Genomic DNA, 13,512 nt, shown 5'->3' on the forward strand with positions numbered 1-13,512 from the left:
GCATGATTCATTTTCGCTATCATCTTCTAACGTTGGTATCGGTTTTTCTAGCTTTGGGCGTAGGAATTCTGTTAGGTGGAACGGCAGGTCATTCCTGGTTTGCTCTCGGGGAACAGGAAGTGCTGACGAGAATGGAAGCGAAGTATGATCAGGCCTTGAAAAGCAACAACGATTTAAAGCAACAGATGAACCGTATGTTAAAGGAAATCGAACAAAGCAATCAAGATGTGATTCATCTGATGGCAATGCGCTACGCCAATGAGCTGCAGGGGAGCAAGATTTACTACTGGCATGCCCCTGAGCTGAATATGGCGCGAATCTCGCAGGTGATGAACTCTGTTGGCATCGAGCTTGTCCCGTATAAGGAAAAAGGGGCGTTGATAGATGGTCCTCTGCTTTTGTTTGCACCGACGAAACCGGAGTGGTTGAGCCAATTGCCTGAGAAGAGCCGATGGCTGCATGTGGAGCAGGTGCCTCTGACCCCAGCCAGCCAATGGGAGTTGTTGGAAAATGTGCAAAAACTGTTAACCGAAATGAGGATCGAGCATGAAAAAAGTTAGTGTCGTGATCCCGGCCTACAACGAAGCAGAGACGATCGGTTCTACACTTCGGGCGATCCGTGAGCGCTTTTTTTGTGATGAAGTCATAGTTGTAGATGATGGCAGTACCGACGAAACGAGCGATTTGGCGAAAAAATGGGCCGATCTCGTCATTCCTACGCCAACGAACCGAGGAAAAGGGGCAGCGCTGCAAACGGGCTGGCAGCAAGCAAGCGGGGACGTCATACTGCTTCTGGATGCGGACCTGCGAGAGAGTGCAGGAGAAGCTATCCACCTGCTAGGGCCAGTAATGGAGGACAGATGCGATCTGGCAGTAGCCGTTTTGCCCAAGCCCAAAGCAAAGGCGGGGATGGGACTGGCAAAGGGGCTGGCGTATCACGGGATCCGGTATCTGACTGGCTTTGAGACGCATGCTCCACTATCTGGCCAAAGAGCGCTGCGTCGTGAGCTGCTCCATCGTTTAAGGCGATTGGATGGGGGATTTGGTGTAGAAGTCGGGATGACCGTCGACGCTTTGCGTGCAGGATATCGTGTAATGGAGGTTCCTGTGGCATTTCACCATCGTGAGACGGGCAACGACTGGTCTGGGTACCGACATCGAGGAAAGGAATTTGTAGCTATCGGTCGTACCCTATGTCGCAAATGGTGGGAGGGACAAGCTTGGACGCGGAATGGATAACGGCCTTGGTGATCGGAATGGGACTTCCCATTCTCATACAGAGGCCGCTTATGCCGGTCATGGAACAAAAGCTGTGGCACAAGGGCATGAGAAGAATCAATTTCAGGGGGACAGAGATTGTGACCGCTGGCGGGCTGGTAATTGTGTTCTCGACCATCATGACTGGAGTGATGCTTCTCTTGTTCTTGTTGTCCAAGCAAACAGCGGGTCGAGTTGTACAGGAAGGCGTATGGTTTCATTTGGGGATCGTGTCTATGGCATTCTGGGGCTGGCTGGATGATGCATCGTTGGAAAAAGAGATCAAAGGGTTTCGCGGACATTTTGGAGCATTATGGCGGGAGCGCAAGATGACGAGCGGGTTGTGGAAGGTATGGGGCGGCGGCAGTACGGCGATGTTGATCGCCTATGGACTCACCGATTCATTCTGGTCATGGTTGCTGGGAGCGTGTGTGATTGCCGTCTCGTCCAATCTGCTCAATCTGTTTGATCTCAGACCCGCTCGGGCAATCAAAGTGTTTTGGCTGATCCTGCTGCTGGGTATGATCATGTCCATGCTGTCCGTGTACCCAGTCAGCTACACAAGTGGATGGCTGTGGCTGCTCCCGATCTTTATCTCGACTATACTGATGTTTCGCCATGATGCAGGCGGCAAAATTATGCTGGGAGATACAGGAGCCAATGTTCTTGGCTTTGCAGCGGGTTTTGCGCTCGTGCAAGGGGTCCCTTGGCAGGGGCAAGCTGTTCTTTTTATCCTGTTTCTATTTTTGCAAGTTGCATCGGAATTCGTTTCGTTTTCGCAGATCATCGCGGAGGTTAAATGGCTGAAGCGAATCGACAGCTGGGGAAGGTCAGCGGAAGCTGAAAAGTAACGAAGAACCAGGCAGTGGATCAGCCTGGTTCTCGTTATGCTGCCCTTAATCCTCATCATCCGGTTCTGGAATCATGAAGCGGGGCTGTACACGATTTTTTTTGCGTTCGTGGTGCAGGATAAAGCCACCGACGAAGGTGATCGGGATAGCAAAACAAAGTACCCCGAGAATCAGCTTTCCCCATAAAAAGCTGGTATCTGGACCGATGGAATAGAAAAATGCGTCTCGGATCAGCTTGATTCCGTACATGGCGATGGCTGCCGGAATGACCATGATCAGGAGCGCGACCAATTTTTGACCGACCAAGGGTGGTTCACACCTTTCTTTCTTATGCCGGACCCTCACCCGGCATGAGCAAACTAGCTCCGTGATTCTTTACCCATCATATCGGATGCCCTCATGCTTGTCTAGAATCTCAAAGCATTGAGCGAGCGCACGTTAGGGAAGATCGCCTGTCCATCGCGGCAGCATTGGAGTACAATGGAATTCGAGTAAGGGTAAAGTGAGGGAGCGTACCATGCACAAGCTGCTGATCGTAGGGGCCGGACGAGGCGGAACAGCCTTGCTGCGGATGCTCAACCAGATGGAGCGGATGAAGATTGTGGCCGTCGTGGACCGCAGTGAGGATGCGCCGGGATTGGAACTAGCGCGATCCTTTGGGATTCAAGTGGATACCGACTACCATTCGTACCTGGAACCTGATCTGGATGTCATCCTGGAAGCGACGGGTGATTTACAGGAATACGAAAGTCTCAGGCGTGTAAAGCCGGAAAAGACAGTGTTGATTCCCGGTACTTTTACGCGTATTGTCATGCGCTTGATTCGCGAGCGTGACAAGCTGATTGCGGTCATGATGCAAAATCAGCGTGAACGGGAGACGATGCTGAACTCTACACACGATGCGATTATCGGCGTGAACCGACATGGCATGATTACGTTGTTTAACAAAGCGGCAGAACGGCTGATGGGTATTGATGCAGCTACGGTTTTGGAAACCAACGTTGCAGAGCGTATACCCAACACACGGTTACATATTGTATTAGAGACAGGCCTGGCAGAATTGAATCAGGAGCAGATTCTGCCGAACAAGACGAGGATCATTACCAATCGTGTTCCTGTGCGCAATGAGCGAGGGGACGTGGTTGGGGCTGTAGCGATATTTCGCGACAGTACAGAAGTGATGGCGCTAGCCGAGGAAATCACTGATCTCAAAGAGCTTCAAAGTATGCTGGAGGCGATCATCCAATGCTCGGATGAGGCGATATCGGTCGTAGACCAGGACGGGAACGGGCTGATGATTAATCCAGCTTATACGAGACTGACGGGACTGACTCCCGAAGAAGTGATCGGAAAGCCTGCTACGGTCGACATTTCCGAGGGAGAAAGTATGCACATGCAGGTGCTCAAAACCCAAAAAGCGGTTCGCGGTGTCCCGATGAAAGTCGGTTCTAAGCGAAAAGACGTTATCGTAAACGTCGCCCCAGTACTCGTGGACGGAACACTCAAGGGCAGTGTCGGTGTCGTTCACGATGTATCCGAATTTAAACGTTTGACAGAAGAGCTGGAGAAGGCGCATCGCATCATTCGCACGTTGGAGGCGAAGTATTCATTTGCCGATATTATCGGACTGAGTGAATCCATGCATGCTGCCATCGAACAAGCGAAAAGGGCTGCGCTGACACCCGCGACGGTTTTGCTCAGAGGTGAGTCAGGGACTGGGAAAGAGCTGTTTGCCCACGCGATTCACAACGAGAGCGTGCGGAAGTACAAGCCATTTATCCGGGTCAACTGCGCTGCTATCTCGGAAAGCTTGCTGGAAAGCGAGCTGTTCGGATACGAAGAGGGGGCATTTACTGGTGCGCGCCGCGGGGGGAAGAGAGGGCTTTTTGAAGAAGCCAATGGAGGAACGATCTTTTTAGATGAGATCGGTGAGCTGTCGATGAGTATGCAGGTCAAACTGCTACGAGTTCTGCAAGAGCGTGAAATCGTTCGGGTCGGCGGGACTAAGCCCATCGAAATTGATGTTCGTGTGATTACCGCGACACATGTGAATTTGGAATCCGCTATTCAATCAGGTCGTTTTCGCGAAGACCTCTACTATCGGCTTCACGTCATTCCCATTTACATTCCACCACTGCGCCAACGCGTGGATGACATCTATCCGTTGACCATGCATTTATTGCGTAAAGACAATCTGGAATACGGGCGAAACGTGGAGGAAATCGATCCGGAGACGATGCAGATCCTGCATTCCTATCAATGGCCAGGCAACGTACGCGAGCTGGAAAATGTCCTGGGCAGAGCGATGATTCATATGCGGCTACATGAGCGAGTCATTTTGCCAGAGCATTTGCCACCGCTGGAACGAAAGGTGGCTAATGCTACGGATGTTCAACATCAGGAGGACGTGAGCAGTACAGGGATCACGCTGAAGGAAGCCGTCGAAGAGGCGGAGAGGAACCACATCCGCAAAGAGCTTCTTGCGGCAAAGGGAAATCGCACACTTGCAGCAAAACGCTTGGGAATTGCCATTCGGAGCTTGTATTACAAAATGGAGAAACTGGGTATAACGGAAGACGAGAGATAATCACCAATGGAAGTGTGCAATAAATTGCATGCATGTTTTTGCTTGATAGTGCAATAAATTGCATGTTCATCTTATCCTGTCGGTATCAATCCCCCTTGAAATAAAGCGCTTTCACGGATGTTGTATTCTTGGCACGACATTTGCAATAGCTAACAGAGGGTAAGATTTCTCATTTGCTAACCACAATGCTTTCATTTACGAATGTAGCGGAGAATGAATGATACTAGGGAGGTTTCTTCATTGAACATCTTTGATTACATGCAAAAATACGACTACGAACAGCTGGTGTTTTGCCAAGACGAGAACTCTGGTCTGAAAGCCATCATTTGTATTCATGATACGACTCTGGGGCCAGCATTGGGTGGTACGCGCATGTGGCCGTATAAAACAGAAGAGGAAGCGATTGTTGACGTGCTGCGATTGGCACGTGGCATGACGTATAAGAACGCAGCGGCAGGATTGAATATCGGTGGAGGGAAAGCAGTCATTATCGGGGACCCTCGCCAACACAAGAGCGAAGAAATGTTCCGGGCGTTTGGTCGATATATTCAAGGCTTGAATGGGCGCTACATCACAGCAGAAGACGTAGGCACTACTGTAGCGGATATGGATCTGATCCATCTGGAGACCGATTACGTCACGGGTGTTTCGCCTGCCTTTGGTTCCAGTGGCAACCCATCCCCTGTTACTGCATACGGCGTGTACAGAGGGATGAAAGCAGCTGCCAAGCTGGCTTACGGTAGCGATGACCTTTCCGGCCGTGTAGTGGCTGTTCAAGGCGTAGGCAACGTAGCCTACAATCTCTGCCGTCACCTGCATGAAGAGGGAGCCCACTTGATCGTGACAGACATCAACGAAGAAAATGTGAATCGCGCCGTGAAAGATTTCGGTGCCAAAGCAGTCGGTGTGAATGAGATTTTCAGTGTGGACTGCGATATTTTCTCTCCTTGTGCTTTGGGAGCCATCATCAATGACGATACGATTCCATTGCTCAAAGCGAAGGTGATTGCGGGAGCTGCCAACAATCAGCTGAAGGAAGAGCGTCATGGAGATGTCATCCACGAAATGGGGCTGATCTATGCTCCGGATTATGTGATCAATGCAGGTGGAGTCATCAATGTCGCGGATGAGCTGCAAGGCTACAACCGTGAACGTGCTTTGAAAAAAGTAGAGACGATCTACGACAATATCCTGCGTGTTTTTGAAATTGCACAGCGCGATGGCATGCCTTCCTACAAGGCGGCAGACCGCATGGCAGAAGAAAGAATTGCACGTGTTGCTAAATCACGTAATACTTTCCTGCAAAATGGCAAGACTGTTTATCATCGTTAATTTTTCGAAGCTTTCATTCCCTGACTGCGAGACCGACCTTTGATTCCGTAGTCAGGGTTTACATACGCTACGTTCTTTGAATATTCATACTAGCTATCCAAAAAAAAGGGACTTCTCAAGCAGCGCCGACGATACCGCTCTGTGGCTCGCATGATGAAAGGGGTTATCGAAATGTCTCAGGAGTTTGATCTAGTTGTCCTCGGTGGAGGGACTGGCGGATATGTAGCAGCGATTCGCGCCTCCCAATTAGGAATGAAGGTCGCGATTGTCGAGAAGGAAAAGCTGGGTGGAACCTGCCTGCATCGAGGCTGCATCCCCTCCAAGGCTCTACTGCGCAGTGCAGAAGTGTTTGCTACCTTGAAGGAAAGTGATAAATACGGGGTACTCGCAGGTCAAGTGAGCTATGACTTCGGGAAGGTGCAAGAGAGAAAACACTCGATTATTGACCAATTGCATAAGGGTGTTCAATACCTGATGAAAAAAGGGAGCATCACGATCTTTGAAGGCTTCGGTCGCGTCATGGGACCGTCGATCTTTTCTCCTCAGGCTGGCGCCGTGCGAATTGAAAAGGAAAATGGCGATCAAGAGATGATCGTTCCACGCTTTCTCATGATTGCGACTGGTTCCCGCCCGCGTACCTTGCCAGGCTTGGTCATCGACGGTTCACAGGTTGTGACGAGCGATGAAGCACTGGAGTGGGGAGAGCTGCCGAAGTCCGTCGTGATTGTGGGCGGCGGCGTGATCGGGATTGAATGGGCTTCCATGCTGGGCGATTTTGGCGTTGAGGTAACCGTCGTTGAGTACGCTGACCGGATTCTGCCTACTGAAGACGAGGAAGTCAGCAGAGAAATGGCTCGCTTGTTGAAAAAACGGAAGATCCAGGTCGTTACTGGTGCCAAGGTGTTGGCTGAATCGGTGGAAAAAAGGGAAGGAATGGTCAAGATTCAAGCAGAGACGGCAAATGGTGTGCAAACCTTTGAAGCTGTCAAAATTCTTGTTTCTGTCGGTCGTCAGGCCAATGTAGAGAACCTTGGATTGGAAGCGACCGAAATCAAGGTAGAAAAAGGCGCTATCGTCGTAAACGAACATTTTCAGACTGCAGAATCCCATATTTATGCGATCGGTGACGTAATCGGTGGATTGCAGCTGGCCCATGTCGCATCCCATGAAGGCATTTTGGCAGTCGAGCATATGGCTGGACTGATGCCGCACCCGATGGACTACTCGCAAGTGCCAAAATGTACGTATAGCCGTCCTCAGGTGGCAAATGTCGGTTGGACGGAAAAAGAAGCCAAGGCCAAGGGCTATGAAGTGAAGGTAGGTAAATTCAGCTTCAAGTCACTGGGAAAAGCGTTGATTGAGGGTGAGAATGACGGCTTCGTCAAATTAGTGGTAGACGCGAATACCAACGATCTACTCGGTGTTCACATGATTGGTCCACATGTGACGGATATGATCTCGGAAGCAGGTCTTGCACGCGTACTTGATGCAACACCGTGGGAGATCGGACAGACGATCCATCCTCACCCGACCCTTTCTGAAGCGATCATGGAAGCGGCTCTCGCCGTTGACGGAAAAGCGATTCACAATTAGCAAAGGAGGAATCCGACGATGACAAGCAAACGCCATGAAGAAGTAGGCTTGACTGACGCACAGGTGCTCGATATGTATTATTACATGCTGCTGGCGCGCAAAATTGATGAGCGCCAATGGCTGTTGAACAGGGCTGGCAAGGTGCCATTCGTCATTTCATGCCAAGGGCAGGAGGCTGCACAGGTGGGAGCTGCTTTCGCTCTTCAGCCAAACAAAGACTTCCTGTGTCCTTACTACCGTGATCTTGGTCTCGTTCTTGTTTTCGGGCAGACCGCACGTGATTGCATGCTGTCCGCCTTTGCCAAAGCAGAAGACCCAAACAGCGGTGGGCGACAGATGCCGGGCCATTTTGGAGGCAAGAAATTCAACATCATGTCGGGGTCCAGTCCTGTGACCACGCAGGTGCCGCATGCAGTAGGTATTGCTTTGGCAGGAAGAATGAGGCAGGAAGACTTCGTCGTGTACACGTCTTTTGGCGAAGGCTCCAGCAACCAGGGCGACTTCCATGAAGGGGCCAACTTTGCGGGCGTTCACAAGCTGCCTGTCATCTTTTTTTGTGAAAATAACAAGTACGCCATCTCTGTTCCTCTGAAAAAACAGCTGGCTTGCGAGAGTGTCGCGGACCGTGCGATTGGGTACGGATTTCCAGGCTACAGCGTGGATGGAAACGATCCAATCGAGGTGTATCGCGTGATGAAGGAAGCGGTCACACGTGCCCGCAATGGGGAAGGGCCTACGTTGATCGAAGCGGTTATGTACCGTCTCGTTCCTCATTCCAGTGACGATGACGACCGCGTATATCGGACTCGCGAGGAAGTGGAAGAAGCGAAAAAGAAAGATCCGTTGATCGTGTTTGCTGCGTATTTGAAAGACATCGGATTGCTGGATGAAGAGACGGAAAAAGATATGCTGGCACGCGTTCAGCTGGAAGTGGATGAAGCGACGGAATATGCAGAACAAGCACCATATCCAACGCCTGAATCGACACTTACTCACGTATACGGGGAATAGGAGGGATTCGGATGGCAGTCATCTCATATATTGATGCGATTACAATGGCGATGCGAGAAGAGATGCGTCGCGATTCCAATGTATTTGTACTCGGTGAAGACGTCGGAGTGCGCGGCGGCGTATTCCGAGCCACTGTGGGGTTGATCGAGGAATTTGGTGAAGAGCGTGTCATTGATACACCGCTTGCTGAATCCGCGATTGTCGGTGTAGGAATCGGTGCTGCTGCTTACGGCATGCGTCCGATTGCCGAGATTCAATTCGCCGATTTCATCATGCCAGCCGTCAATCAGATCGTCAGTGAAGCAGCCAAGATGCGATACCGCTCCAACAATGACTGGACGTGTCCGATAACGATCCGAGCTCCGTTTGGCGGTGGAGTGCACGGGGCGCTCTACCACTCCCAGTCTGTTGAAGCTATGTTTACCAATATTCCAGGGTTAAAGGTTGTTGCTCCATCTACACCTTATGATGCAAAAGGCTTGCTGAAGGCTGCGATTCGGGATGAGGATCCTGTCCTCTTTTTTGAACATAAACGCTGCTATCGTTTGATCAAAGGCGAAGTTCCTGATCATGATTACGTCGTTCCGATCGGAAAAGCAGACGTCAAGCGGGAAGGCAGCGACATTACGGTCATTTCTTACGGTCTTGCCCTGCATTTCTGCCTGCAGGCAGCAGAGAAGCTGGCTCAGGAAGGGATCAGCGCCCATGTGCTGGATCTGCGTACACTCTATCCGCTGGATAAAGAAGCGATTGCACAGGCAGCGTCCAAAACAGGGAAGGTGCTGATCGTTCACGAGGACAACAAGGAAGGTGGCGTAGGCGGTGAAGTTGCCGCGATCATTGCGGAACAGTGCCTCTTTGATCTGGACGCACCAATCAAGCGTCTGTGCGGACCTGATGTGCCAGCGATGCCATACAGCCCGCCAATGGAAAAATTCTTTATGCTCAACCCGGATAAAGTATATGAAGCAATGAAGGAATTGGCCCATTTTTAAAGGCGAGGAGGAGCAAACAGCATGGCGACTAAAGTTCTCATGCCCCAGCTCGGTGAGAGTGTGACCGAGGGTACCATCAGCAAATGGCTGGTGAGTGTGGGCGACACCGTAAACAAATACGATCCGCTGGCAGAAGTCAGCACAGACAAGGTAAATGCCGAGGTGCCCTCTACAGTCGCGGGCCGCGTGACTGAAATTGTAGTGGCAGAAGGCGAGACTGTAGCCATCGGAACCTTGATTCTATATATAGAAGAAAGTGGTTCAGCCGATAGCAACAGTTCGACTGCCAATACCCAACAAAAGGAGACTGCGCCTCAACCTCAGACGGAAAGTAAACCAGCTGCGGTAGAACAGGTAAGTTCGTCACCGATTGCTAAAAAGGGTGAAGATGGATCGAAGCCGCGTTATTCTCCCGCGGTCATGCTTCTTTCCCAACAGCATAGCATCGACTTGACGCGTGTGAGTGGAACTGGAATGGGAGGGCGCGTAACCCGCAAGGACGTGCAAGCCATTATTGATGCAGGTGGGCAGCAACCGGCAGCTACACCACTATCGGACAGTGCTGTGCTTGAGCCGGTTTCAGCTCCAACTCCGGTCTCAAGGCCCGCAAGCCTCGACTTGGCTTCAGCTCCCGGGGACGAGATCATCCCAGTGACATCGGTGCGCAAAACGATTGCCAGCCGCATGGTACAAAGCAAGCACGACGCGCCACATGCCTGGACGATGGTGGAGGTGGATGTAACGAATCTCGTCAACTTCCGAAACCAGGCAAAAGACGATTTCAAACGCAAAGAAGGCCTCAACCTGACTTTCTTGCCGTTCTTCATCAAGGCAGTCGTGGAGTCCCTCAAAGAATTTCCAATGATCAATTCCACCTGGGCAGGCGACAAGATTATCGTCAAGAAAGACATCAACATTTCCATCGCGGTCGCGACCGAGGACGCGCTCTATGTACCGGTCATCAAAAATGCGGATCAGAAGTCCATTCTTGGCATTGCCAAGTCCGTAGACGATCTGGCAGCTCGCAGCCGTGCTGGGAAATTGACCATGGATGACATGTCAGGCGGGACCTTTACCGTCAATAATACCGGATCATTCGGTTCAGTCTTGTCCATGCCGATCATCAATTCACCACAAGCAGCGATCCTCAGTGTAGAAGCGATCGTCAAACGGCCAGTCATCATTGACGATATGATCGCCGTTCGCTCGATGGTCAACCTGTGCCTGTCACTGGATCACCGCGTGCTGGACGGTCTGATCTGCGGTCGCTTCCTGCAAAGCGTCAAGCAACGTCTGGAGAGCATCGGCCCGGATACTAAATTATATTAATCTCCAAGCAAAAAACCAGGTTGGAAGCAGCCTGGTTTTTTTGTTGCAGGTGTAACGGAAAGCCGATCTTCAACGTCCTAGAAATTGGAGCCAATCTGCCCACTATTTTCTGATGAACAGATTTCCTCTATTCTATGAATATGGTAAACTTGTAAAGATCATCGATAGGATGGAAGATTATTGGCAATTTTGGGAGGAAAATCATGAAGAAGAACAAGAAGCCGATTTCGATTGTTATGGCAACCGCACTTATAACTACTTCTTTAGCTGTCGCACCTCAAGCACTGGCTGTCGACGATGTAAGTGTCGAGGCGTTAGATTCAAACGGTGTGGATGAAGACTCCGACTACGAAATCACCTTTACATTGGAAGAGGATTTGGATTCCGGTGAGGATATTATCATTACGTTTGACGAGGAATTTCAGATTAGTAGCATTTCGAAGAGCGATGTAAAAGTTGAAGGGAAAGCACCGAAAAGTGTCAGCTTTGATTCGCGGAAGAACAAAATTACCATTACGGTGAACGCGAGCTATGATGAGGGTGACGAAATTGAGGTTGTCATCAGCGATGTGATTACCAACCCGGATACCAAAGGGGATTATCGCATTGAAGTAGAGACGGAAAATGAAACCTCTGACTACGCAAAGGTTTCCATTGGATCCAAAAGCAGCAGTAGCAGCAAAGATTTCAGCGTGGAACTCGACTCTACAAAAGCGGGAGAAAAAACAGCGATTGAGCTTGGCGATTTTGATCTTAAGGGTAGCGACAAGCTGAAGACCGGAAATGTCATCACGGTTATTTTCCCTGATGCTGACATGCTGCCGCGGAGCTTGGATGAGGCAGACGTCAAAGTGAACGGTTACGTAGCGAAGGACGTATCGATCGACGATGATGAAGTCGAGATCGAAGTTCCGAGTGGTGCAAATAACAAGGATTATATTAACCTGGAATTCCTGAAAGCAGGAGGCATCAAAAATCCTTCCAACGGCGATTACACCTTTAAGATCAAATACGAAGGCGTTACATACCAGTCTGAAAAATTTTCGATCAAAGGAACAGGCTCCAGTAGTTCATCTACTGCCAGCTCCTTCACCGTGAGTCTTTCTGATCCGACAGCGGGAGCTCGCACCAGTTATTCCTTTGAAGCCGATTTCGGTAACAAGCAGTTGAACCCGGACGAGCAGTTCACCATTGAGTTTCCGAGTGCAGATATGATTCCGGGCATTATTTCTGCTGAAGACTTCACCATTAATGGAAAAACAGCCAAGCGGGTTGGAGCGACAGGTAGCAAAGTGTATGTAACAACGCCGAGCAACTTCAGCAAATCCAGCACAGTTAAGGTAAACATTGGCTTCGGAGCATGGATTTCCAATCCGAAGGCAGCGGGTACGTATAACCTGAAAATGACCGTGGATGGACGTACAGCAACTTCCAAGGATTTTACCGTTTCGGGATCAACTGTCAATCCTGCTCCAGTAACGCCGACTTCACCTACAGCACCAACCACACCACAAACCGGCACACCAGCAGCTGTCAATAACAACAGCACGGCAACCATTGCACTCGGAACAACCGCGATGGGTGCAGCAACCGGTCTGACCGTATCAATCAAAAACATGGGTGCAGCCCTGACTAAACAACGTGATTTTATTGAATTAGTTTTCCCGGCTGGCTATACCGTCCCAGCTTATATCGCTCCAGCCAACATCACCGTCAACGGCGCAGCAGCTAATTTTGTTGCTGTGCGTGGCCAGAACGTTTTGGTATACCCTGCACAAGACCTTCCAGCATCAGGAGCAGCGACAGTCGTTATCAGTGCTGGCGCCAACATCATCAACCCAAAGGTGAAAAATACGTATAGCATCAGTGTTTTCACTTCCGAAGAAAAAGGCTTGCTTTTCGCCCGTGCAGTCGGAGTCGGAATGCCAGCTCCAGCACTGCCAGCACAACCAGCGCCTGCCCCAGCACCAGCAACGCCTGCTGCCCCAGCAGCGCAGCCATCAGCCGCTGTACCAGCCAATGCTGCGTTGTTCAAGCTGAATACGAACAGCTACACCTTGCACGGCAAAACCCATCAGCTGCAAGTAGCTCCCTATTTGGCCAATGGCAATACCACGATGGTACCAGCTCAATTCTTCAAGGAAGGTCTGGCGCTGACGACGCAGTGGAACAACCAGACAGTTGCGATCATCAGTGGAACCAAAGTACTTCGCTTCACGGTTGGTTCCAATAAAGCCAAAATCGGCAACGAGGAGCACACCTTGACGGCACCGGTTGCGTTGAAAGATGGCATGCCGATGATTCCGGTTCGTTTTGTAACGGATAATCTGGGTTATAAAGTAGGCTGGGATGCACAAACCTCCAGTGTGTATGTATACCGCTAGAATCAGCGTATAATAAAATGAGAGAACCCCCTTTCTTAGAAGAAGGGGGTTCGTTTTTTTAGATCCTTTTGACTACCATGGAAAGTAGAAAAACATGGGCACCACCAGAGAGATGACCAATATGACGATCATGGCTTTGGCAACGACAGATTGTTTCAAAACGCGTGACCTCC

11 protein-coding genes are annotated in these 13,512 nt (G+C 50.4%); 10 read left to right on the forward strand and 1 reads right to left on the reverse strand.

Annotated features, from left to right (window positions below):
• The first annotated feature begins 2 nt into the window (after positions 1–2).
• Genes JZI27_RS02185 through JZI27_RS02195 form a run of 3 tightly spaced genes read left to right on the forward strand, consistent with a single transcriptional unit; the run spans position 3 to position 2,108 of the window.
• Positions 3–560: a copper transporter gene (locus JZI27_RS02185; RefSeq protein WP_122908410.1), complete on the forward strand. Its 558-nt coding sequence runs from the start codon at positions 3–5 to the stop codon at positions 558–560.
• The gene (locus JZI27_RS02190) at positions 547–1,239 is read left to right on the forward strand and encodes a glycosyltransferase family 2 protein (protein ID WP_280206584.1); all 693 of its coding nucleotides are present in this window, start codon (positions 547–549) and stop codon (positions 1,237–1,239) included. Before JZI27_RS02185 ends, JZI27_RS02190 begins: the two co-directional genes overlap by 14 nt.
• Entirely contained in the window at positions 1,221–2,108 is an 888-nt protein-coding gene (locus JZI27_RS02195) for a UDP-N-acetylmuramyl pentapeptide phosphotransferase (protein ID WP_280206586.1), read from the forward strand. Before JZI27_RS02190 ends, JZI27_RS02195 begins: the two co-directional genes overlap by 19 nt.
• Positions 2,109–2,153: 45 nt before the next feature.
• Here JZI27_RS02195 and JZI27_RS02200 read toward each other — a convergent pair whose 3' ends face one another.
• Positions 2,154–2,414, reverse strand: coding sequence for a DUF2627 domain-containing protein (locus JZI27_RS02200; RefSeq protein WP_122908407.1), 261 nt, complete (start codon positions 2,412–2,414; stop codon positions 2,154–2,156).
• Positions 2,415–2,625: 211 nt separating this feature from the next.
• Between JZI27_RS02200 and JZI27_RS02205 the strand changes: the two genes are divergently transcribed.
• From JZI27_RS02205 to JZI27_RS02235, 7 genes are all read left to right on the forward strand, one after another.
• Positions 2,626–4,695: a sigma 54-interacting transcriptional regulator gene (locus JZI27_RS02205; protein ID WP_280206588.1), complete on the forward strand. Its 2,070-nt coding sequence runs from the start codon at positions 2,626–2,628 to the stop codon at positions 4,693–4,695.
• A gap of 240 nt (positions 4,696–4,935) precedes the next feature.
• A complete protein-coding gene (gene bcd / locus JZI27_RS02210; protein WP_122908405.1) occupies positions 4,936–6,027 on the forward strand; it encodes a branched-chain amino acid dehydrogenase in 1,092 nt (363 codons plus the stop codon).
• Between the two features lie 171 nt (positions 6,028–6,198).
• Positions 6,199–7,620, forward strand: coding sequence for a dihydrolipoyl dehydrogenase (gene lpdA, locus JZI27_RS02215; protein WP_122908404.1), 1,422 nt, complete (start codon positions 6,199–6,201; stop codon positions 7,618–7,620).
• 18 nt (positions 7,621–7,638) lie between these two features.
• Complete coding sequence (locus JZI27_RS02220) at positions 7,639–8,631, forward strand: thiamine pyrophosphate-dependent dehydrogenase E1 component subunit alpha (RefSeq protein ID WP_251242903.1); 993 nt, start codon at positions 7,639–7,641, stop codon at positions 8,629–8,631.
• 11 nt (positions 8,632–8,642) lie between these two features.
• The gene (locus tag JZI27_RS02225) at positions 8,643–9,626 is read left to right on the forward strand and encodes an alpha-ketoacid dehydrogenase subunit beta (RefSeq protein ID WP_251242902.1); all 984 of its coding nucleotides are present in this window, start codon (positions 8,643–8,645) and stop codon (positions 9,624–9,626) included.
• A gap of 21 nt (positions 9,627–9,647) precedes the next feature.
• Positions 9,648–10,955 carry a dihydrolipoamide acetyltransferase family protein gene (locus JZI27_RS02230; RefSeq protein WP_280206593.1) on the forward strand — a complete coding sequence of 436 codons (1,308 nt, stop codon included), beginning with the start codon at positions 9,648–9,650 and terminating at the stop codon, positions 10,953–10,955.
• A 203-nt stretch (positions 10,956–11,158) separates the two neighbouring features.
• Positions 11,159–13,339 (forward strand): copper amine oxidase N-terminal domain-containing protein, encoded by a 2,181-nt coding sequence (locus JZI27_RS02235; protein ID WP_251242900.1) that lies wholly within the window; start codon positions 11,159–11,161, stop codon positions 13,337–13,339.
• The last annotated feature ends 173 nt before the right edge of the window (positions 13,340–13,512 follow it).

It is taken from the genome of Brevibacillus sp. AY1 (assembly GCF_029870785.1).
GTDB lineage: Bacteria > Bacillota > Bacilli > Brevibacillales > Brevibacillaceae > Brevibacillus > Brevibacillus invocatus.